This is a genomic window from Mesorhizobium sp. M0938 (assembly GCF_040319125.1).
Classification (GTDB): Bacteria; Pseudomonadota; Alphaproteobacteria; order Rhizobiales; family Rhizobiaceae; genus Mesorhizobium; species Mesorhizobium robiniae.
Genome location: NZ_JAMYNS010000019.1, coordinates 22,484 through 41,843, shown reverse-complemented (window position 1 = coordinate 41,843; position 19,360 = coordinate 22,484). Strand labels below are relative to the sequence as shown.

At 61.6% G+C, this 19,360-nt stretch carries 18 protein-coding genes and 1 pseudogene; 9 read left to right on the top strand and 10 right to left on the bottom strand.

From position 1 onward, the window contains the following. Positions 1-14 precede the first annotated feature (14 nt). The gene (gene ehuB, locus NKH73_RS26720) at positions 15-890 is read right to left on the bottom strand and encodes an ectoine/hydroxyectoine ABC transporter substrate-binding protein EhuB (RefSeq protein ID WP_502893928.1); all 876 of its coding nucleotides are present in this window, start codon (positions 888-890) and stop codon (positions 15-17) included. Positions 891-1,006: 116 nt separating this feature from the next. After that, on the bottom strand, positions 1,007-1,324 hold the full coding sequence (locus NKH73_RS26715) for a hypothetical protein (RefSeq protein ID WP_352937526.1): 318 nt from the start codon (positions 1,322-1,324) through the stop codon (positions 1,007-1,009). On the opposite strand from NKH73_RS26715, the gene ehuR reads away from it, so the two are divergent. The 4 genes from ehuR to NKH73_RS26695 all read left to right on the top strand — a co-directional run bounded on the left by ehuR (position 1,229) and on the right by NKH73_RS26695 (position 5,418). After that, positions 1,229-2,584, top strand: a complete 1,356-nt coding sequence (gene ehuR / locus NKH73_RS26710; protein ID WP_352937519.1) for a MocR-like ectoine utilization transcription factor EhuR — start codon at positions 1,229-1,231, stop codon at positions 2,582-2,584. The genes NKH73_RS26715 and ehuR overlap by 96 nt on opposite strands. Positions 2,585-2,747: 163 nt before the next feature. After that, complete coding sequence (ehuC, locus tag NKH73_RS26705) at positions 2,748-3,410, top strand: ectoine/hydroxyectoine ABC transporter permease subunit EhuC (RefSeq protein WP_352937398.1); 663 nt, start codon at positions 2,748-2,750, stop codon at positions 3,408-3,410. 1 nt (position 3,411) lies between these two features. Next, on the top strand, positions 3,412-4,068 hold the full coding sequence (ehuD, locus tag NKH73_RS26700) for an ectoine/hydroxyectoine ABC transporter permease subunit EhuD (protein WP_352937397.1): 657 nt from the start codon (positions 3,412-3,414) through the stop codon (positions 4,066-4,068). Between the two features lie 222 nt (positions 4,069-4,290). After that, positions 4,291-5,418 (top strand): alcohol dehydrogenase family protein, encoded by a 1,128-nt coding sequence (locus NKH73_RS26695; RefSeq protein WP_352937395.1) that lies wholly within the window; start codon positions 4,291-4,293, stop codon positions 5,416-5,418. A gap of 99 nt (positions 5,419-5,517) precedes the next feature. Here the strand turns inward: NKH73_RS26695 and NKH73_RS26690 are convergent, their stop codons facing one another. The 5 genes from NKH73_RS26690 to NKH73_RS26670 all read right to left on the bottom strand — a co-directional run bounded on the left by NKH73_RS26690 (position 5,518) and on the right by NKH73_RS26670 (position 10,030). Next, positions 5,518-5,772, bottom strand: coding sequence for a Txe/YoeB family addiction module toxin (locus tag NKH73_RS26690; protein ID WP_352937394.1), 255 nt, complete (start codon positions 5,770-5,772; stop codon positions 5,518-5,520). Continuing rightward, positions 5,769-6,023 (bottom strand): type II toxin-antitoxin system Phd/YefM family antitoxin, encoded by a 255-nt coding sequence (locus NKH73_RS26685; RefSeq protein ID WP_352937393.1) that lies wholly within the window; start codon positions 6,021-6,023, stop codon positions 5,769-5,771. Before NKH73_RS26685 ends, NKH73_RS26690 begins: the two co-directional genes overlap by 4 nt. Positions 6,024-6,087: 64 nt before the next feature. After that, positions 6,088-7,368 (bottom strand): GNAT family N-acetyltransferase, encoded by a 1,281-nt coding sequence (locus tag NKH73_RS26680; protein ID WP_352937392.1) that lies wholly within the window; start codon positions 7,366-7,368, stop codon positions 6,088-6,090. Continuing rightward, complete coding sequence (locus NKH73_RS26675; protein ID WP_352937390.1) at positions 7,368-8,768, bottom strand: oligosaccharide flippase family protein; 1,401 nt, start codon at positions 8,766-8,768, stop codon at positions 7,368-7,370. The genes NKH73_RS26680 and NKH73_RS26675 overlap by 1 nt, the downstream gene beginning before the upstream one ends. A 347-nt stretch (positions 8,769-9,115) precedes the next feature. After that, positions 9,116-10,030, bottom strand: a complete 915-nt coding sequence (locus NKH73_RS26670; protein WP_352937388.1) for a hypothetical protein — start codon at positions 10,028-10,030, stop codon at positions 9,116-9,118. Positions 10,031-10,143: 113 nt separating this feature from the next. On the opposite strand from NKH73_RS26670, the gene NKH73_RS26665 reads away from it, so the two are divergent. Next, positions 10,144-11,157, top strand: coding sequence for an LAPAL motif-containing putative phage structural protein (locus NKH73_RS26665; RefSeq protein WP_352937386.1), 1,014 nt, complete (start codon positions 10,144-10,146; stop codon positions 11,155-11,157). A gap of 61 nt (positions 11,158-11,218) precedes the next feature. Here the strand turns inward: NKH73_RS26665 and NKH73_RS26660 are convergent. Then, positions 11,219-11,449, bottom strand: a pseudogene (locus NKH73_RS26660) (transposase); the annotation flags it as partial. A gap of 484 nt (positions 11,450-11,933) precedes the next feature. After that, on the bottom strand, positions 11,934-14,660 hold the full coding sequence (gene secA / locus NKH73_RS26655) for a preprotein translocase subunit SecA (protein ID WP_352937384.1): 2,727 nt from the start codon (positions 14,658-14,660) through the stop codon (positions 11,934-11,936). 252 nt (positions 14,661-14,912) lie between these two features. On the opposite strand from secA, the gene NKH73_RS26650 reads away from it, so the two are divergent. Beyond that, positions 14,913-15,830 carry a peptidylprolyl isomerase gene (locus tag NKH73_RS26650; protein ID WP_352937383.1) on the top strand — a complete coding sequence of 306 codons (918 nt, stop codon included), beginning with the start codon at positions 14,913-14,915 and terminating at the stop codon, positions 15,828-15,830. Positions 15,831-16,009: 179 nt separating this feature from the next. Here the strand turns inward: NKH73_RS26650 and NKH73_RS26645 are convergent, their stop codons facing one another. Further along, positions 16,010-16,645, bottom strand: coding sequence for a TetR/AcrR family transcriptional regulator (locus NKH73_RS26645; protein WP_352937382.1), 636 nt, complete (start codon positions 16,643-16,645; stop codon positions 16,010-16,012). A gap of 214 nt (positions 16,646-16,859) precedes the next feature. On the opposite strand from NKH73_RS26645, the gene argJ reads away from it, so the two are divergent. Genes argJ through NKH73_RS26630 form a run of 3 tightly spaced genes read left to right on the top strand, consistent with a single transcriptional unit; the run spans position 16,860 to position 19,299 of the window. Then, positions 16,860-18,101, top strand: coding sequence for a bifunctional glutamate N-acetyltransferase/amino-acid acetyltransferase ArgJ (gene argJ, locus NKH73_RS26640; RefSeq protein ID WP_352937381.1), 1,242 nt, complete (start codon positions 16,860-16,862; stop codon positions 18,099-18,101). Continuing rightward, on the top strand, positions 18,101-18,880 hold the full coding sequence (locus NKH73_RS26635; RefSeq protein ID WP_352937380.1) for a GNAT family N-acetyltransferase: 780 nt from the start codon (positions 18,101-18,103) through the stop codon (positions 18,878-18,880). The genes argJ and NKH73_RS26635 overlap by 1 nt, the downstream gene beginning before the upstream one ends. Next, the gene (locus NKH73_RS26630) at positions 18,877-19,299 is read left to right on the top strand and encodes a (deoxy)nucleoside triphosphate pyrophosphohydrolase (protein ID WP_352937379.1); all 423 of its coding nucleotides are present in this window, start codon (positions 18,877-18,879) and stop codon (positions 19,297-19,299) included. The genes NKH73_RS26635 and NKH73_RS26630 overlap by 4 nt, the downstream gene beginning before the upstream one ends. Positions 19,300-19,360: the final 61 nt, after the last annotated feature.

Genomic DNA, 19,360 nt, shown 5'->3' with positions numbered 1-19,360 from the left:
AGGTGCTGGGCCAATCATTGGGACGAGCAAAGGCTCTCGGTCGATCCGTTCCGCGCGGCCTCGACGCTGGCTTTCGTCAGCCCATATGACAGAAGGATTTTTTCGTAGTCGTCGGTCTTCTTGAAGTCAGCCAAGGCCGAATTGAAGGCGGCGATGAATTCCTTGTCTTCCGGGCGAAAGGTGAAGGCGCCGTAGTTGCGGTAGGGCTTACCGTCGAGCATGGGGGCCGACTTCATCTCGGCCGCCTCGACATCGCTGGAGAGCTTGGCAAGACCCGCCACGGTCAATTCCGTGGCAATATAGGCGTCCGCGCGGCCGGCGACCAACGATGGAATGGCGTCCGAAGCGCTCTGGATGTAGACCCGGTCCGAGCGGGGAATCTCGTATTCGTCGGCGAGCAGCTCGACGGCTCCGGCCAACTGGGCCAGCTTGGTGCCGGGGTTTGCGGCCACATCTTCCAATCCATGGAGCTTCTTCGGGTTTCCTGCCTTGACCAGGAGGCCGACCGTGTAGCTGGAGGTCGTCTCGCTGAACGCGACCTGCTTGCAGCGCTCCGGCCGAATGGCTTGCTCCGCGGCCGAGAAGTCGAAGCGGTTCGCCTTCACACCCGGAATGAGACCGTCGAATGCGACCACCGTCCACTCAATTTTTTCAATGCCGAGCTTGTTCAGCACTGCAGTCGCCACGTCGGGTCCGATTCCTGCGGCCTTGCCGTTGGAAGCGATATACCCATAGGGCTGCTCGTTCGCTGTGACGCCACGAACGAAGCCGCGGTCGCGAATTTCTTGGAGATCGTCCGCGCGGGCGACCCCGGGGACGGTCGCCGCGGCGACGAAGGCCAACGAAAATACGGCGGTTATCCTGCCTATTGAGGCGCTGGAAATTCTCATGACGTGTTCCCTTGCAGGCCGCCCTTCTTAAGCGGGTCGGCTTATTGTTCTAGTTCAAGAAAGGTGCAATAAAACTGTATTTCGGAAAAAACGTCTGATCAAGATACTAAATTGCATCATATCAAATTACGAAGCGCGCGGTTGTCGGTGACGCGCACGACGGCGGCAGGCAAACCGCCCAGGCTTGCTGCTTGCGGGTCCGTTGCGCTAGTCACCATCTCGACCGTGCTTGCGACCGCAGCTTGCGTCGACACAGCGATCAGCACACTCTCCGCGTATGACGCAGCATTGAATAAGACGGGAACGAGATGACGGAAAATTGGAAACCTGATCGGACCCTGCTGAGCGTCCCGATATACAAATCCCTCGCCGACCAAATTGCCGATGCCATACTCGACGGTCGCGTTGCCGATCGCACCCGGATGACGCCGCAACGCCAGCTCGCAGAGGAACTCAAGATCTCGGTGCAGACCGTCAGCCGCGCCTATGAGGAGCTGTCGCGCCGCAATCTCCTCTCCGGTGAGGCTGGCCGAGGCACGTTCGTCAAGCGTCCGCAGGCCGATCGGGGTCCCCCGTTCACCTTGGAACGCGTTCCCGACCTCATCGATCTTTCAATTCTGAAGCCGGTTTGCGAAGAGCTTCACATGGAGCGCATGGGCGCAGCCCTTTCCCGCTTGGCGGCGGGCGTGCCGCTCAGGGTCGTGCATGCTTTCCGGCCGGAGAGTGCCACCTCGCGCTACCGCGCTGCGGCCCTGACCTGGCTGAAGAAATGCGGCGTGGAAACCTCGCCCTACAATGTGTGCCTGACCAACGGCGCTACGCCGGCATTGGCGGTCGCCCTGCTGACGGTCGCTCCTCCCGGCTCCCTGGTCGCGACCGAGGTATTCGGCCATCATTCGCTCAAGCCGCTGGCGTCCTACATGGGCATCGGCATCGTCGGACTCGACGTCGATGACGAAGGCCTGGTGCCCGACGGCCTTGAACGCGCCTGCGTCGATGGCAAGCTGCGGGCGCTGTTCATGCAGCCGACCGTGATCAACCCCGTATCGACGATGTTGTCCGAAGACAGGCGGCGCCGTGTTGCGGCAATCGTGGAGAAATACGACCTACTGGTCATCGAGAACGACCCGCTCGGGCCACTGATTTCGGATCGCCCGCCGCCGTTTTTCGCGCACGCGCCGACCCGAACCTTCTACGTGACCAGCCTCACGAAAATCGTCATGCCTGGGCTGCGGATCGGATATCTGGTCGCCCCGCAGCGTTTCGTTGCCACTGCAACGAACCGGCATCTGGTGACGAACTGGATGGCGACGCCGCTGCTGGAAGAACTGGCGACGGGATGGATCGAGGACGGGACGGCGCTGAGCCTGGTTGATTGGCAGCGTCAAGCGCTTCGGTCGAGGCATCGCATCTTCCAGAGCAAACTGGGCAAGGTTCCGCATTCGACTCATCCGCAGAGTTTGCATGCCTGGATTCCGACCCCCGAGGGGTTCACGGATGCGGGTTTTGCTGCCCATGCACGCTCCCTCGGCGTCGCCGTCGCCACTGCGAGCTCTTTCCTGGCGAACGATCGGCTGCCTTATTCGGCGATTCGCGTCTCCCTCGGTTCGGTGTCTGAAGAGGCGCTCGGCTTGGGATTGGACACGATTGCAAGCGTCCTGCAGGCGCCGCCGGAGGCGCCCCTTCCAGCCTGACCATACCCGACAGCCGGAAGATCTGCGCTCTTTGGGACGTTGTTCGTCCGCCTCTCGTCTTGACACTTCGATTGCGGCGCATATGCTTCAGTACATGTCGTTCATTGATGCATATCAATTATGCCTGTAATTATCGTTCCCTCTCCGGTGGAGCGCCCCAGGCGTGACCGATAGCCTTCTACTCATCCTGAAGGGTCTCCAGGTCACCGTCATCTTGTCGGTCCTCAGCTCGGTGCTGGCGCTGGTGGCTGCGTTTCTGGCCGGCCTCGGGCGGCTTTCCCCATCGGCGGCGATTCGGATGATGGCGTCCGCCTATATCGAGTTTTTTCGCGGGACATCGCTCTTCGTTCAATTGTTCTGGGCCTTTTACGTTCTGCCGCTCTTCGGCATCGCGCTCGGGCCTATGGAAGCCGCTGTGCTTGCCTTGGGGCTGAATCTCGGCGCCTACGGCGCAGAGGTGGTGCGCGGCAGTGTCCTCGCCATCGCGGTGGAGCAGACCGAAGCATGCATTGCGCTCAACATGACGCGATACCAACGCATGCGGCATGTGATCCTTCCGCAGGCGCTGGCGCTGATGCTGCCGCCATTCGGCAATCTTGCCATCACCATGCTCAAGATGACGGCGATCGCGTCACTCATCTCGCTGCCCGACCTGACTTATCAGGCGCAGCTCGTGCGTAACCAGACGGGGCAGACCTTCCTGCCGTTTGCGATCGTGCTTGTCATCTATTTTGCACTGTCGTCGCTGATCAAGTTTTCCATCGTGAAGCCATTCGAGCGACGGCTGGCCGTCGGCGCGGACCGAATCGAGACACCGGGAGCCTGACATGGAATGGGACTGGGAGTTCGTCTGGGAGATCCTTCCGCGCCTGTTCGACGGCATTCGGATCACAATCCTGGCAACGTTTCTGGGCTTTGCGTTGGCCGCCGTGCTTGGCCTGGTCATCGCCCTCGCACGACGCTCGCGCTCGAGATGGTTGGCGCTCCCCGTGGGCATTGCTGCCGATTTCATCCGGGGGACGCCTCTGCTGGTCCAGCTCTACATATTGTTCTTCGCGCTTCCGGGTGTGGGCATAACGTTGTCTCCCCTGCTTGCCGGCGTCATCGGACTTGGGCTGCACAATTCGACCTACATCGCGGAAGTCTATCGCGCCGGCATCGAGAGCGTATCGCGGGGCCAGTGGGAAGCGGCGCGGGCCTGCAATCTTAGCCTGGTCCAGACGTGGCGCCATGTCGTCCTGCCCCAAGCGCTCCCGCCTATGATCCCGGCCTTGTCGAACTATTTGATCGCCATGTTCAAAGAGACGCCGCTTCTCTCGGCGATCACAGTCTATGAAGTGATGGGTGAGGCCCGAGCGATCGCCACCACCACGTACCGGTACATCGAGCCGATCACCCTGGTCGGCGTATTCTTTCTCGTTATCAGTCTTGTATGCGCTTACCTGGCGCGGCTGCTCGAACGGCGAATGCGCATAGCTTCCTGACGGATCCGCTTTGCCCGATGGGCAACACGGCGCTAAACGCTGCCGTAGCCGCCGCATTTGACGGCGCGCTCGATGCCTATTTTGCGCTGCCTCAATCTCAGACTTGGTATGATACAATATCGGTATTGACATGATGATTTGTATAGAACATTTGGTATGCATGATCTGCCAAAGCCACCTCGACATCGCTGCGCGAAGGAAAACCCAGACTGGGAGAAGACCATGATACCAAAGGCAATGAAGGCCGTAGTACTGATCGGCCATGGCGGCAGCGACAAGCTCGTCTACGGAGATGTTCCTGTCCCTTCAGTCGGCCCGGATGAGGTTCTTATCGAAGTCACCGCGTGCGGCCTGAACAACACCGATGTCTGGGTTCGCGAGGGAGCTTATGGAACGGACGACGATCCAGAAGCCGTGTCCACCTGGCGGCGCGGCCGCTCGACGCTGACTTTTCCTCGTGTTCAAGGAGCCGACATCGTCGGCAGGATCGTGGCTGCGGGGAACGATGTTCCGGCCGACCGGGTTGGAGCGCGCGTCATCGTCGATGCCTCGATCTACAACCGTGACGACGACAGCCTCGCCGATATCGACTACATCGGGCACGGGCGTGACGGCGGCTTTGCCGAATACGTCGCCGTGCCGGCAGCGAACGCGCATGTCGTTGATTCACCCTATTCGGATGCCGAGCTTGCTACGTTCTGGTGCGCCTACCACACCGGAGAGCAGATGCTGGAGCGGGCGGACGTCCGCCCTGGCGAGACCGTGCTGATAACCGGCGCTTCAGGAGGAGTCGGATCCGGGCTCATCCAGCTTACCCGCGCGCGCGGCGCTATCCCTTTCGCGGTGGTCAGCCGGGGCAAGGAGCAGGCGGTGCTGAATCTGGGCGCGGAAGGCGTGATTCTGCGTGAGACGGAGGACTTTGCGGCGGACCTGCGCGACATCTTGCAAGGCAGGCCGCTCGACGTGGTCGCGGACCTGGTCGGCGGCTCCATGTTTCCCAAGCTCCTCAACGCACTCCGGCCTGAAGGCAGGTACACGACCGCCGGCGCCATCGGCGGCCCTGTCGTGCAACTCGACCTGCGCACGATGTATCTTAAGCATCTGCAACTGCATGGATCGTCGCAGGGCACGCGTGCAGCCTTTGCACGCGTTCTCGACTATATCTGCAGCGGCACCATCAAGCCGGTGCTGGCGGCGACGTTTCCACTTTCGCAATTCCACCACGCGCAGAAGCAGTTCATGGCCAAGGCCTTTGTCGGGAATATCGTCGTCATTCCGGACCGGCATTTCGTCGAGCCGGTCCGTGGGATGAGCTTGGAGCATCCCGACCTCCTCGAGGCCGCTCCCTGAACTTCGGACAGTCCTTTAAATGTGACTCGGACATCGGCCGCTGCCCATATCAGCCTTAGAGAAGTTGCAAGACCGATGAACGACCGCGTGACGCTACTTTCAATAATGATAACGGCACTGCGCAATGAGCAGGCTGTCCTCGGTGGCGCGGTAGACCAGGCGATGCTCCTGCGTGATGCGCCGCGACCACCAACCCGACAGAGGGCCACGTAGCGGCTCCGGCTTGCCGGTGCCGCTGAAGGGGGTGCGACTGCATTCCTTGATGAGTGTATTGATGCGCAAGAGCAGCTTCGGGTCGGTTGCTTGCCAGTGCAGGTAGTCCTGCCAGGCCCGCTCGTGGAAGACGAGCTTCACTCGGCAAGCTCGCGCTCGCTGCCGCCGCCCTGGTCCAGCTCCGCCGTCGCCTCGAGCAGCCGCGCGGCGTTGCCTGGGCTCCTCAGCAGATAGCGTGTCTCCTCGTAGGAGGCGAAATCCTCGACCGACATCAGCACCGCCGCCGGCTTGCCGCGGTCGCGCGTGATGACAACCGGTTCATGGTCCGCGTTAACACGGTCGATCATGGCGGCGAGATTGCGCCGCAGGTCACTGTAGGATGTGGTACGCATGGGGTTCTTGTACCTGATTGCGTACAATATCGCAAGTTTCTTTACGCCCAGCGCGTCCTGTGCCCTACCGCCGCCCCAACAAGCTCTTCATCCGGTTGCGCAGGAGGCGCGCCATGTTGCGGGTTTCGCGATAGAGGTGAAGCTGTGATGCCGCCTGGCGGACGAGGCGGTCGGCGTCCGGCGTCAGGCCGATGACCAGCGTGCCGATCGGCCTGCGTTCCATCCAGAGCCGGCTCATGACAGGATGGTCGGGCACGGCGCAGGAATCGCTCATCATGATGTTTGGGTCGTCGAGATGCTGCCTGGTCACCTCGATCATCAAGAGCGTGCCCGGCGAATAGGCGGCAAGCGTCTCGTCATAGGCCGTCTTCCAGGTATAGGCGACGCCGGCCTCGACGAAGACGATCAGGCTGGCGATGGTGCGGTCGTCGAGCGTCAGCGAATGGATGCGGCACAGGTCCTGTTCAGCCAGCCGGTGCACGGCTTCGCGGGCAAAGGCGGCGCGGTAGCGGTCGACGGCCATGGCGGTGCGCTCGCGGCCTTTCCAGCCTGCTGCTTCCAGCGTCAGGAAGCGTTCAATAGCATGGCGGATGTTTTCCGGCCCGCGTGCCACCAGATGCTCCAGCCGGCCGAGGTCGGCGAGGCGGCGTTTCAGGCGGCGGAACTCGCGATAGTGGTGCGAGCGCAGCGAGGTCTTGAGATATTCATCGCCGTCGATCTCGCTTTCGAGCATCGGGCGTTCGGCCTTCCCAGTGGTGACCAGCGTCAGGCCACGCGTCTCGGCGACGGTGGCCAGCAGGCTTGCCACCGGGCCGTCGAGCCGGATGTCGGGCAGGACGAAGACCTTCGGCAATTTGAGATGCGGCCGCGACAGCATCGAGAAGAAATCCTCGATGACGCCGACTGGATCGTCACGGTCGACCAGCGGCGTGCCGATCGGGCCGAACGGGCTCGACCATGTGCGCATCACCCGCACGCCGAGCGGCATTGCCGGCCGCTCCACCGAGAACGGCACCAGCAAGCGCAGCCGGTTGCGGTATTCGTTGCCGTCGCGGATGACCGCCAGCCGCACCTCTCGGTCTTCCAGCCGCGGCATGGCGGGCGCCAGGAAACGCGGGTTGAAGAAGACGTTGGGCTCGATCGTGCGGGTGCAGAGATAATCGAGTTCCTCGACCAGATCGAAGCCGGCGGAGGCCGGGTAGACGGCCAGTTTGCGCTCGGGCCGGTCGTTGGCCAGGAGCTCGAGATGGGCGGGGTCGGCTTCGCGGGCGAGCCCTGTGAGGCCGGACACCATGGCGCCGGCCGGGCCGCCGCTGGTTTCCTCGAGCAATGGGATGGCAGCCATCATGCGGCTCCTTCGGCGGCTACGAAAATGGCCATGACGATGCCGAGCTTGCGCCAGACCGTAAAGGACAGGGCGACGGCCTCGAAGACCATGGCGAAGGCAGTGGCCATCGCCGCGCCCCACAGGCCGAAAAGCGGGATCAGCACCAGATTGAGGCCGATGTTGAAGGCCAGCGTCATGGCGTAGACGGCGGCGCAGACGTTTTGGTGACCGCTCATGGTGAGCAGGCTTTCGCAGGGGCCGACGGCGGCGCGGGCGACGACGCCGAACACCAGCAGGAACAACAGCGGATAGCCGGCGCTGAATTCAGGCCCGAACAAGGCCAGCATCGGCTGTCCCAACGCCAGCACCATCAGCGCCATGAACAGCGACGGCCAGAAGGTCCACGACACCGTTTCGCGGGCAAAGGCGGCGAGCTTTTCCGGCTCGCCATGGGTGAATTGCGCATAGCGCTGGGCGACTCCGGCCTTGACCGCGAAATAGACGAAATGCACCAGCGCCAGCGTCTTGACAGTAGCGAAGTAGACGGCGACGTCCTCGGGGGCCATATAGGCGCCGACCATCAGCACGTCGGCATTGGTGAGCAGGAAGAAAAAGCCTTCGACCAGGAAGATCGGCAGCGACACCAGGAACCATTGCGCGAAATGCACCTTCCTCGGCCCGGCCGGGATATTCCTGTCCATCCGCGCCGTGACGCCGATGAGCTGACCGAGCGTGGTGGCATAGGCGGCGGCGATCGAGGCGAAGATCGCGGTCCTTGCATCGGGCGCAAAGCCCGCCAGCAGCATCAGCGCCATGAGCGCCAGGATCAGCACCGGCCGCACCAGATAGGTCGGCGCCAGCGCAAACAGCGCCCATGAGTTGGCCCGCGCCAGTCCCTGCAACAGATCGGACATCGCGATCATCGGCATGCAGATGAGGCCGAGAATGAACGGCACGACATAGTAGTTTTCGATAAAGGGCGAGAGCAGCCAGACACCGAGCGCGCCAAGGGCGGCGATCGCGGTCGAGGCAATTAGCACGAACAGGCGGCTGGCCAGCACGATGCCGCGCAATTCGGCCAGCATGTTGCGCTCGCGATATTCGGGAATGAAGCGGATGACCGAAGTGTGGAAGCCGAGGCAGGCGAGATTGCCAAGGATGACCATCGTCACCCAGACGAGGACGAAGATGCCGTATTCGAACGAACCCATCCAGCGCGCCATCAGCACCTGGCTGGCGAAGGCGATGACGGCGCTGACGATGCGGATGGAGAAGGCGATGAGCGACATGCGGCCGGCCTCGCCGCGCTCGTCGGCGGTGAACAGCACGGCGTCGATGCGGCCAAGCAGCGGCTTTACGCGCAGCGCAAGGCGCTGCGGCAGGAACCGCCCGGCTGTCGTCGCCGCGGAAAAGCGCACCCTGATTACACTCCGTTTTCCGCCTCGTTTCTGGGGCTGGGTGTAGCGAAGACACATTAAGAAACGGTTGGGTGTGGGGGAGTGCTCCCTTCTCCCCGTCACGGGGAGAAAGTGCCGGCAGGCGGATGAGGGGCGGCGCACACCGGGGAGTTGCCGGGCGCAACGGGATCCCGGCCGGTCTGTGACCTTGGTGAGGCATGTACTTCGGAGTACGCCCTGCGCAAAGCGCCGGATGTACCCCTTCAAGCATGTAAATATTATTCCACAACGAAATCAACGAGTCGTACGCGTCCGCGAGGCGGCATTGTGAAGCGATTGTCTTGGCGGTCGGGGCGATTCTAGCGGGGCTATCCGATGGAATTGCTGCCCCGAATGCGCGTGGCCTCAATGGCCTCGAACATCTCGCCTTTCAGCTCCGTCAAAATGTGCGCGTCAAAGCGGTACGCGGATGCGGCATGGAAAATTGTGTCCCCGGTGACGCCCCGGCAAGTGGCGCAGATAACCACCCGCAAGTACCGACTCTTCTCGGTCACATTGTCCACCCCGTCACTTACCCCTGTGACTTCTTCGGTGTTGTCCGGGAAAATTACCACATTTCCCCATCGCCAAGCCGTTGGCTTAGCCACGTCTGCGGCCAGCCGCTCTGCAGCTTTGCTATTCTCGAAATTGATGGCCATCGGGTCGGTCTTAACGTGAAGGTAGACATTAAGCGCGGGGCTTCTTCCAACATTTTTGACGGCCACCTTTACAAATACGACAGGCGAGCTGCCGTCGTCGGAATGTATGGAGAAGACTGGCTCGCCGATGGAAAGCCAAGGGCGGTTTTCAGCAACGAAATGTTCTTGAGCGATCTTGTTTGCGGCCACAGAGGCATTGGTGGCTCGGATGCTGAACCAGATAGTGACAAGCAGAGCGGCCATACCAGCGATTCCTACGCCGACTTGCCACCATGCCGTTACTACCTGCCTCTCAGCGGCTGTAGCAGCTCTATCGGCGGCATCAGCGGCTTTTTGCTGGGCTTTCAAATCATCGGAATCGTGCTTGTCGCTTGCATCTTCGCGGTCCCTGGTACGCTGGGTATCATATGGGTTTTCGATAATGCGCACCGGGATAGAAGGCTCATTGGCGCGGGGCTGAGTGTCGCTTGCCTTCCCATCTTTGCCTTCTTGTTGGCGTGGGGCTTCAGCGGCCAGCCCTTGGGCTTCCTGCGCGCTTACGTGGGTGGCTAGCACCATGAACAACACAGTGAATAGAAATCGCATGTTACGCCCCTTGGCTGCTTCGATCTTTGCGCCATCTTTGCCATGTATGACGCAATTCTTTCCGCAGACAGATATTTGTGGTTCACTCCGGCTTTATCTGGCTGGGGGGAAATATGCCGGAATCAGAGGGGCCGAACATGAGTCGGCACGAATTTTCAATTGCATATGACGGCACCGAGCGGGTCGATGACCATACTATGGATGTCGAAAACCTCGCTCCTGCACTACTCGGATTCGGCAAGCTTATCCGAGAAGCTAATACTGAGTTCAACGGCAGCAAGGCGAAGGCTAAGGTACTCGTAGTATCCGACTTCGAACATAAGTGCTTCCAGGTCAATTTTGAAGCTGTTATAACATACTATGAGTACGTCAAATCACTCATAGACAGCAGCCCCGTCAAGACGGCGAAGGAAGTCTTGGAATGGATTGGAATCTTTAAGCCAACAGGTGTCGGCGTTGCAGGGTATTTAAGTTATCTTGGATATCTAAAAGTGAAGCGCGGACGAAAGATCGAAAGCAAGACCGAAATCACCGATCAGAATGGCCAAGGCGTGGTCGCCATTAGGTTCGAGGGCGATCACAACGAGGTTCACGTGCACCACCACATCCACAACCTTGGCGAAAACCCTAAAGCCCTCGCCGCGACAAGGGATGCGCTTTCACCCATTGGGCGAGACCGCTTCACCAGTCTCGGCGTGCGCAAAGATGACCAATTTGTCGAAACAATCGATGCATCATCGGCAGATGCAATATTGGCCTCGTGCAACACAGGGCCTGCGGAAAAAGAGCAGAGTGAACCCGACGTTGACCCGACGACTGCGTGGCTAAGTGTGTATGGACCTGTCTACGATGAAAAGGCAGACAAGTGGCGGTTCAAGCTCGGCACGGATCATATATATGCCGACATCTCAGAAACCACTATTGCCAAGGACGCTCTTGCTCGTGGCGGAGCAATGGTCGATGACACCTATCAAGTCCGCCTAGAAATCACGACTTCAAAGGACGAAAGCGGCAAAAAGGGAAAGCCAGCATACAAGATATTGGAGGTGCTCAGGTTTGTACCGGCTACGCCTGCCGGCCGGCAGCTCTCTCTAATCCCCGACGATAAGAAGGGACATGAACAATGATCGACAAACCTGACGCACGTTTCGACCGCCTTCTAAAGGCGATGGCCACTAAAGCCGCCACTCACTTCCCAACCGGGCGCGGGAACGATTTCAACAAGAGATCAATCATCAAGTGCGGTTCCCGACGAAGGTTCTGGCGAGACTCGAACTCCCAAAGGTAGGTCTGCAACCACTTCTTCGAAACCGAAACGTAAGTCCCGCACATAGACCGCTTAACGTGCGACCAGAAGGACTCGATGTTGTTGGTGTGAATCTCGCCTGAAACGTACTGCTTTGCGCTGTGGTTCACGGTGCCGTGGCGGTGACGCAACCGAGGATCAACAAATCCAAACGATGCAAACTGTGAAATCGACGGCGCAGCACCGATAGAGAGTCGCAAGATAATTAACGCCCCTGTGTCCGGTGGTCGATTTAGTAAGGGCATTGTAGATAAGTAAATGTTTAAGTACGGGAAATCGCTCTTCATTTTCCCATGGCGGGAAAGGAAATCTGGGAATATCTGGTAGGTCGTTCTCGAATCAAAAGGATGACTACATGACCTTTCTCCAGATCGCCTATGCCATGATCACCGTCTCGTATATCGTCACGGTGATGGCACTTTATGCGGCGCACTAGACATCAATGCAATGGAGTTCAAAAGCATCGATGGCGCTGGTATTGAGCGCTTTTAATCTGCTGGCGCGTCTTGGCCATTTTCTATTTTTGACCACCGCGCCGCCCCTCATCCGCCCTTTGGGCACCTTCTCCCCGTGAACGGGGAGAAGGGAAGGGAGTGCTTACGCAAACGCTCCGTGGCAGTGCTTGTACTTCTTCCCCGAACCGCACGGACAGGCCTCGTTGCGGCCGACCTTGCCCCAGGTGGCGGGGTTGTTGGGGTCGCGGTTTTCGGGGGCGACGATGGTGTTGGTCTCCTGGCGGATCAGAAGCCCGGTCTCGCCGAAATCGTCCTCGCCGGTGGTGCCGTCGATATGGCTGCCGAACATGTCAGGCGCTTCGGGCGGCGGGGCTTCGGCCGCCTGGCGGACCAGCTCGACGCGCATCAATTGCGCGGTGACGGCCTGGCGCAGATTGCCCAGCATTGCCTGGAACAGCTCGAACGCCTCGCCCTTGTATTCCTGCAGCGGGTCGCGCTGGGCATAGCCGCGGAAGCCGACGACCGAGCGCAGATGGTCGAGGTTGACGATGTGCTCGCGCCACAGATGGTCGAGCGTCTGCAACACCACCGAGCGCTCGACATAGGTCATCACGTCGGGGCCGAAACGCTCGGCGCGCTCCTTGGCCGCCGTTTCGGCGGCTTGGGCAATGCGTTCGCGGATGTCGTCCTCGGCAATGCCCTCTTCCTTGACCCAGTCCTCGATCGGCAGGTCGAGATTGAGGAATTCGGCGACCTCGGCCTTGAGGCCGGCGACGTTCCACTGCTCGGCATAGGCGTTTTCGGGAATAGCCTTGGCGACGATCTCGTCGATGACGCCCTCGCGCATCTCGGCGATGGTCTCCGACAGGCCTTCACCGTCCATCAGCTCGATACGCTGCTCGAACACCACCTTGCGCTGGTCGTTGGCCACGTCGTCATATTTCAGCAGGTTCTTGCGGATGTCGAAGTTGCGCGCCTCGACCTTTTTCTGCGCCTTTTCCAGCGCCTTGTTGATCCAGGGGTGGATGATCGCCTCGTCTTCCTTGAGGCCGAGCTTCTGCAGCATGCCGTCCATGCGCTCGGAGCCGAAGATGCGCATCAAATCGTCCTGCAGCGACAGGAAGAATTTCGAGCGCCCGGGATCGCCTTGTCTTCCTGAACGACCCCTAAGCTGGTTGTCGATACGGCGCGACTCGTGGCGTTCGGTGGCGAGCACGTAGAGGCCGCCGGCGGCCAGCGCCTTTTCCTTCAGCCGCTGCACATCGTCGCGGATTTCCTTTTCCTTGGCTTCGCGCTCGGGACCGTCAGGCATATCGCCAAGCTCCTCGGCGATGCGCATGTCGGCATTGCCACCAAGCTGGATGTCGGTGCCGCGGCCGGCCATGTTGGTGGCGATGGTGATGACGCCGGGTTTGCCGGCCTGGGCGACGATCGCGGCTTCGCGCTCGTGGTGGCGGGCGTTCAGCACCTCGAAATCTTTGAAGCCTTCCTTGCGCAGGCGCTCGGCGAGCTGCTCGGATTTTTCGATGGAGGTGGTGCCGACCAGCGTCGGCTGGCCCTTGGCGCTCGCCTCCCTGATCTCCTTGACGATCGCCTTGTACTTCTCCTCGACCGTCCGGTAGACCTCGTCGTCCTCGTCAATGCGGACGACCGGCAGGTTGGTCGGGATCTCGGTGACTTCGAGGCCGTAGATGTTGCCGAATTCCTCGGCCTCGGTCAGCGCCGTGCCGGTCATGCCGGCGAGCTTCTTGTAGAGGCGGAAATAGTTCTGGAAGGTGACGGAGGCGAGCGTCTGGTTCTCCGGCTGGATCGCCACATGCTCCTTGGCTTCGAGCGCCTGGTGCAGGCCTTCCGAATAGCGGCGGCCCGGCATCATGCGGCCGGTGAATTCGTCGATGATGACGATCTCGCCGTTGCGCACGATATAGTCCTTGTCCTTCTGGAACAGCTGGTGCGCTTTCAGCGCATTGTTGACGTGGTGGACGATGGCGACGTTCTCTACGTCGTAGAGCGACTCGCCCTTGAGCAGGCCGGCGTCGCGCAGAAGGTTTTCCAGCTTCTCGGTGCCCTCCTCGGTGAAGATCGAGGTCTTCTGCTTCTCATCGATCTCGTAATCGGCCGGGTCGAGCTTCAGCATGAAGGCATCGATGGTGTTGTACATTTCCGAGCGGTCTTCCAGCGGACCGGAAATGATCAGCGGCGTGCGCGCCTCGTCGACCAGGATGGAATCGACCTCGTCGACGATCGCGTAGCTGTGGCCGCGCTGCACCATCTGGGCGCGCTCGAACTTCATGTTGTCGCGCAGATAGTCGAAGCCGAGCTCGTTGTTGGTGGCGTAGGTGACGTCGGCGGCATATGCGGCGGCGCGTTCTTCGTCGGACAAGCCATGGACGATGACGCCGACGGTTAGGCCGAGGAATTTGTAGACGCGGCCCATCCATTCGGAGTCGCGCGTGGCCAGATAGTCGTTGACGGTGACGACATGGACGCCTTTGCCGGCGAGCGCGTTGAGATAGACGGGGAGCGTGGCGACCAGCGTCTTGCCTTCGCCGGTACGCATCTCGGCGATGCCGCCATTGTGCAGCACCATGCCGCCGATCAGCTGAACATCGAACGGGCGCATGCCGAGCACGCGGCGCGCCGCCTCGCGCACGGTGGCGAAGGCCGGCACCAGAAGGTCGTCGAGACTGGCGCCGTTGGCGACATCCTGGCGGAATTTCTCCGTGCGGGCCGTCAGCTCGGCGTCGGAGAGCGCCCGCATCTCGTTTTCCATGGCGTTGATCGCTTCGACGCGCGGCCGCGTCGACTTGACCCGACGATCGTTGGAGGAGCCGAAAACCTTACGGGCGAGACCGCCAAAACTGACCATTCAATGGTCCTTTCGATAGTATTCCAAGTCGTTGCGACGGGTGCCGGGCGGCCCCATCAAATCCACGTGAAACGCGGACAAACGCAAAAAGCGCCCGGAAAACGGTTCTGGACGCAAAGTCGTTGGACAGATAAGAGGGGGCTCAATCGATGTCAACGGCGCGCTCGCCCTGTCGACCGTGCCAAATTCCGCCATAATCCGGCTGGTCTTGAAGCCATCCCGCTCTAGCTATCCCCCATTGGAGTTGATCGTATGTCCCTATTGTTCCGCCGCGCGTCGCTCGCCAGCCTCGGCCTGGCATTCGGGCTGTCGGCCCTGTCGCTGTCGCCGCTGATGGCGCAGGACACCGCCCCCGCCCAACCGGCCGCCCCCGCCCAGCCGGCAGCGCCTGTCGATCCGAACGCTGTGGTCGCCACGATCAACGGCCAGACGCTGACCGAGGCAGACCTTGCGCTTGCGGAAGGCGAGCTGTCGCAGCAGTTCGCGCAGATGCCGCCCGAACAGCGCCGCGCCGCAGCACTTTCGGCGGCGATCGAAATCAAGGTCATGGCAACCCAGGCGGTCACCAGCGGCCTCGACAAGGATCCCGACTTCCAGCGCCGCATGGCGTTCCTGCAGCAGCGCGCGCTGCATGGCGAAATGGTCGAGAAGGATGTCGTCGACAAGGTCACCGATGCCGAGGTTCGCGCCCGCTACGACCAGGAAATCGCCAACACGCCGCCGACCAACGAGGTGCATGCCCGTCACATCCTCGTGAAGTCGAAGGAAGAAGCCGATGCGATCATCAAGCAGCTCGACGGCGGCGCCGATTTCCAAAAGCTCGCCAATGAGCACACCAGCGATCCGAGCGGCAAGACCAGCGGCGGCGATCTCGGCTGGTTCGGTCCTGGACAGATGGTGCCGGAATTCGACAAGGCGGCCGCCGCGCTGGCGGTCGGCAAATATACGGAGCAGCCGGTGCAAACGCAGTTCGGCTGGCACGTCATCAAGGTCGAGGACAAGCGGACCAAGCAGCCGCCGGCTTTCGACGCTGTCAAGGATCAGGCCCGTCAGGCGGTCATCCGCGACAAGTATATCGCGCTGGTCAAGACGCTGCGCGCCGACGCCAAAGTCGAAATCCCGGACGAGAAGCTGAAGCAGACGGTCGACGCGCTGGAAAACACCAAGTAGGCCAATGTGAGGCTAGGGTTTCCCTTCTCCCTTGTGGGAGAAGGTGGCCGCGAAGCGGTCGGATGAGGGGTGTTCCAGCTTGGCACCGCCGGCACTCCGTCCAACACCCTTCAACCGTCTTGGCGCTGCGCGCCAATCCACCTTCTCCCACACAAGGGGGGGAAGGGAAGAAGTGCGCCCTATCCTATAATGCGTCGACGTTTTGAACGCCGCTGGATCGCCGCGTGCTCCGGTGGAGCGATGCCTTGTATCACGTAGCGGACGGCTGTGCGTATGGTCGTTTCGTCTTCGTCGAGGCGATTGGTCAAAAGATGCTTCCAGGCAAAGGAGGCGACCAGGTCGGCGACGAGCGCCGGATCGACATCGGCCGCGACTTCGCCCCTTGCCTTGGCGCGTTCGATCATTCGGCCGGTATGGACATGGCGTCCTTTCGTGTATTCGGCGAGGGCGGCGGCCACGGTTGCGTCCGACTGCGCCTCGGCGATCAGCGATCTGAAGACGCTGCCTGATGGTGTTTCGCGCCAGTGCGAGAACAGGCTCTTCAGGAAACCGACGAGATCATCCTCGAGATTCCCGCTGTCGGGATTGTCGACGCGCTTGCCCCGCTGATAGACGTCGAAGAGCAAAGCGGCCTTGCTCGGCCACCAGCGGTAGATCGTTGGCTTTCCCGCACGCGCCCGCCGCGCCACCGCTTCGATCGAGAAGCCGGAATAACCGGCCTCGGCCAGCACCGCCTCGGCGGCGTTGAGGATGGCGTCGGCGCTGTCGGGGCTGCGCCGCGGGCCAATCGATTTGCGGACCCGATCAACACCCATCCTGTTTCCCTTTGCCGATGATTTTTCGTCCGCAAACCATACATACTTTTCCCAGCGAAACGAAACGGCCCGTTTTGGATAAGGGAACGCATCGTTCCGATGAATCGGGCGAAGCTCCCGGCACCGCCCGCAACGGCCGGGAAAACGCCCTTGCGTCGGCGCCCGCTATCGGGCAAACCGGCGTTCCCTTGCGTTTTCCCCGCCCGAGGTCTTCATGTCCGCCACGATTTCGCCGCTCGCGCCGAAGAAATACCCCAAAATGCCTGCTATCGAGGGCGTCCGCATCGCTACCGCCGAGGCCGGGATAAAGTACAAGAACCGCACCGATCTGCTCGCCATGGTCTTCGATGCCGGCACCACGGTCGCCGGCGTGTTCACCAAGTCGAAATGCCCTTCGGCGCCGGTCGATTTCTGCCGGCAGAATCTTGGGCAGGGCAAGGCGCGCGTCCTGGTCGTCAATTCCGGCAACGCCAACGCCTTTACCGGCAAGAAGGGCCGTAGCTCCACGGCAATGACCGGCGAGGCTGCAGCCAAGGCTGCGGGTTGCGCGCCGGATGAGGTGTTTCTGGCCTCGACCGGCGTCATCGGCGAGCCGCTGGATGCCGGCAAATTCAGCCATTTGCTTGCCGGACTGGTCAAGGACGGCAGGCCGGATCTGTGGACCGAAGCCGCCAAGGCGATCATGACCACGGACACCTATCCAAAACTGGCGACCGCAACGGTGAAGCTCGGCGACGCCGACGTCACCATCAACGGCATTGCCAAGGGCGCCGGCATGATCGCGCCCGACATGGCGACGATGCTCTCCTTCATCGCCACCGACGCGCCGATCGCAGCGCCGGTGCTGCAGGATCTTTTATCGCGCGGCACGGCCAAGACTTTCAACGCCGTCACTGTGGACAGCGACACCTCGACCAGCGACACGCTGCTGATCTTCGCCACCGGCACGGCCGCCAGGCGCGGCGCGCCTGAGATCACGGATGCCGGGGATGCGCGCCTTGGCCCCTTCCGCCGCGCGCTTGGCAAGGTGCTGAAATCGCTGGCGCTGCAAGTGGTGCGCGATGGCGAGGGCGCCCGCAAGCAGGTCGAAGTCACCGTTACCGGCGCGAAATCAGCCCGCTCGGCCAAGCGCATCGCGCTGTCGATCGCCAACTCGCCGCTGGTCAAGACGGCGGTCGCCGGCGAGGACGCCAATTGGGGCCGCGTCGTCATGGCCGTCGGCAAGGCCGGCGAACCGGCCGACCGCGATCTTCTGTCGATCTGGTTCGGCGACAACAGGCTTGCGCATGAGGGCGAGCGCGATGCCGCCTATTCCGAAGAGGCGACATCGGCCTACATGAAGCGCGACGAGATCCGCATCCGTGCCGATATCGGCATCGGCCGCGGCAAGGCGACGGTGTGGACTTGCGACCTCACCAAGGAGTATGTCGCCATCAACGGCGATTATCGGAGCTGATGGCGTTGGTTTCCAGACATCCGGCAAGCGTGCTTGCCATCGTGCGCCGCTACGAGGCGGCCGGCTTTCGCGCCTGGCCGGCGGCGGCCGTCCATTATGACGGCACCTGGGTGGTGCGGCTAACGGCGGGTCATCCGGCCAAGCGGTTGAATTCGGTCAACCCGCTCGATCCGGGCGATATCCAGCACATTGCCGAGCGCATCGGCCGCGCCAGCCGCCGTTTCGACGCCTATGGCCGGCCGCTGACCTTCCGCATATCGCCGCTGTCGGGGCCGGTCCTTTCCAAACATCTCGACAGCGAAGGCTGGAGCAGATTCGACGAATCGCTGGTGATGCGGCTGCCGCTGGCCGACGCCCAGCTCGATGCCGCCATGGACCAGATTCCGCTGAAGGACATCAGCCGCTTCATTGGGGCGTCGCTCAAGGTGAGCGGCTCGGATGTGTCGCTGCGGCCGGGCCTGTCGGAAATCATCGGCGCCATCCAGCCGGAAGCCGGGCTGTTCGCGCTCGAAGAGGGCACCGAACCGCTGGCGACGCTGATCTGCGTTCATGACGGCGATCTTGCCGGGCTGTTCGAGATCGCCACCGACAAATCGGTGCGCAACAAGGGCCATGGGCGCCACCTCATCCTATCGGCGCTGAAATGGGCGCGGCTGCGCGGTGCCCGGGAAGCCTGGCTGCAGGTCGAGGCCGACAATGCGCCGGCGTTGGCGCTGTATCGTTCGCTCGGGTTCGACGAGGTCTATCGCTACCACTATCGCCGGCCGCCCGGCGCATGACCGGCGCTAATCCTGCCAGCAAGCGCCTGCTGTTGGTCGCAGCCTGCGCGCTGGTCGATGCCGACGGCCGCGTGCTTTTGGCGCAGCGGCCCGAAGGCAAGCAACTCGCCGGCTTGTGGGAGTTTCCGGGCGGCAAGGTCGAGCCCGGCGAGACACCGGAAGAATGCCTCATCCGGGAGTTGTACGAGGAGATCGGCATCGAGACCGATATCCCTTGCCTGGCGCCATTCACTTTCGCCAGCCACTCCTATGATGATTTTCACCTGCTGATGCCGCTGTTCGTCTGCCGCCGCTTTCGCGGCATCGCGCAGCCGAAGGAGGGGCAGGTGCTGAAATGGGTGCGGCCGCGCCAGATGCGCGATTTTCCGATGCCACCGGCCGACGCGCCGCTGATCCAGTTCCTCATCGACCTTCTGTGATAGCGCCGTCACTGCCGGATTTGGACAGCGTTAATGGAAGATTTATCTCGCCGTGAAAGAA

Coding starts and splice junctions, on each gene's coding strand:
- NKH73_RS26665 (WP_352937386.1), top strand. CDS start 10,144: ATGCCGGAATCAGAGGGGCCGAACATGAGTCGGCACGAATTTTCAATT.
- NKH73_RS26645 (WP_352937382.1), bottom strand. CDS start 16,645: ATGGGTGTTGATCGGGTCCGCAAATCGATTGGCCCGCGGCGCAGCCCC.
- argJ (WP_352937381.1), top strand. CDS start 16,860: ATGTCCGCCACGATTTCGCCGCTCGCGCCGAAGAAATACCCCAAAATG.
- NKH73_RS26650 (WP_352937383.1), top strand. CDS start 14,913: ATGTCCCTATTGTTCCGCCGCGCGTCGCTCGCCAGCCTCGGCCTGGCA.
- secA (WP_352937384.1), bottom strand. CDS start 14,660: ATGGTCAGTTTTGGCGGTCTCGCCCGTAAGGTTTTCGGCTCCTCCAAC.
- NKH73_RS26680 (WP_352937392.1), bottom strand. CDS start 7,368: ATGGCTGCCATCCCATTGCTCGAGGAAACCAGCGGCGGCCCGGCCGGC.
- NKH73_RS26685 (WP_352937393.1), bottom strand. CDS start 6,023: ATGCGTACCACATCCTACAGTGACCTGCGGCGCAATCTCGCCGCCATG.
- NKH73_RS26635 (WP_352937380.1), top strand. CDS start 18,101: ATGGCGTTGGTTTCCAGACATCCGGCAAGCGTGCTTGCCATCGTGCGC.
- NKH73_RS26630 (WP_352937379.1), top strand. CDS start 18,877: ATGACCGGCGCTAATCCTGCCAGCAAGCGCCTGCTGTTGGTCGCAGCC.
- ehuB (WP_502893928.1), bottom strand. CDS start 890: ATGAGAATTTCCAGCGCCTCAATAGGCAGGATAACCGCCGTATTTTCG.
- NKH73_RS26695 (WP_352937395.1), top strand. CDS start 4,291: ATGATACCAAAGGCAATGAAGGCCGTAGTACTGATCGGCCATGGCGGC.
- NKH73_RS26670 (WP_352937388.1), bottom strand. CDS start 10,030: ATGCGATTTCTATTCACTGTGTTGTTCATGGTGCTAGCCACCCACGTA.
- ehuD (WP_352937397.1), top strand. CDS start 3,412: ATGGAATGGGACTGGGAGTTCGTCTGGGAGATCCTTCCGCGCCTGTTC.